A 1,353-nucleotide genomic window follows, 5' to 3' on the forward strand; every position below is an offset into this window, starting at 1 on the left:
CTGATGGGGTGGATGGCTCCTGCGTCAACCGGCGTCGCAATGCGCCATAGTGCAGTTGTCAAAATCTGCTTATGAGAGGAGCCACCCCATGCAAGTTACCACAATCGGCGTTGATCTGGCCAAGAACGTTTTCCAGGTCCATGGGATCACCGCGAGCGAAGAAGTCGTGTTCAACAAGCCGCTGCGACGAACGCAATTTCTGCCGTTCTTTGCAAAACTGGATCCGTGCCTGATTGGCATGGAGTCGTGCAGCAGTGCGCATCATTGGGCCCGTGAACTGACAGCTCTTGGTCACGAGGTTCGGCTGATTCCGCCGATGTATGTGAAGCCATATGTCAAACGCGGTAAGTCTGATGCCATTGACGCCGAAGCAATTTGCGAGGCAGTGACCCGACCCACCATGCGGTTTGTTGCGACCAAAACAGTCGAGCAGCAATCCCTGTTGTCGCTACATCGGGCGCGTGACCTTTTGGTGCGCCAAAGAACGCAACTCATCAACAATCTGCGTGGTCTGGTCGCGGAGTTCGGCATCTTCATTCCTAAAGGGCTGGCCCGTGTGATTGGATTTGCTGAGGACATCACTCTTGGTGAAGTGCTCGACTTGCCAGACATCGCCAACGAGGTGATCCGCAACCTGTCAGAACAGCTCATGGCTCTACATAAGCAGGTCCGATGGTATGAAGAGCGCCTCAAACAAGTGGCCAAAGAAGATGCGCGTGTCCGTTTGCTGCGCACTATACCCGGCGTCGGCGCGGTGACGGCTTCTGCGATCATCGCCAGCATTGGAGATGGTCACCAATTCAAAAACGGCCGGGAGTTCGCAGCATGGCTGGGTTTAACGCCTGCCAACAAATCCAGCGGCGGTAAAGAGAAGCTGGGGCGGATCACCAAGATGGGTGACCAGTATCTGCGATCATTGCTTGTCGTTGGTATGACATCACTCGTTCGACAAACACGATCCCATCCCGAGCGAGCCAGCAAATGGCTTACATCGTTGCTTGACCGCAAACCGGCGCGTGTCGCAACCGTCGCCATGGCCAACAAGACCGCCCGGATCGTCTGGGCAGTGCTTACCCGCAACGAACCCTACAGCCCACGCACTGTAGCCTGAGACGAAAGGAACAACGAGTTAGCAAGACCCGCGAGATGATGGTGCATAAGTCTGCCGCCAAAGCCAAGACACTCCGCCGAATGGCGCGGGCATAATAGCCCGTAAAGCTGATAGGAACTTGGTTTGCGGAACCCATCAGGGCCAGCGGTCAAAACCGCGCAAACAGGCCGGACACATGACTGCTTCTGACAAATGCACAAATCAGATCAAAAATGTCTTGCTATGCAGGAGCCATCCACACA

General features: G+C 55.2%; 1 protein-coding gene. It reads left to right on the forward strand.

Annotated features, from left to right (window positions below; all coding sequences use genetic code 11):
• Positions 1-88 precede the first annotated feature (88 nt).
• Positions 89-1,111 (forward strand): IS110 family transposase, encoded by a 1,023-nt coding sequence (locus ACGYLQ_RS20820; RefSeq protein WP_394444682.1) that lies wholly within the window; start codon positions 89-91, stop codon positions 1,109-1,111.
• Positions 1,112-1,353: the final 242 nt, after the last annotated feature.

Origin of the sequence: Sulfitobacter sp. 1A12779 (assembly GCF_043557315.1) — a bacterium.
Lineage (GTDB): Bacteria > Pseudomonadota > Alphaproteobacteria > Rhodobacterales > Rhodobacteraceae > Sulfitobacter > Sulfitobacter faviae.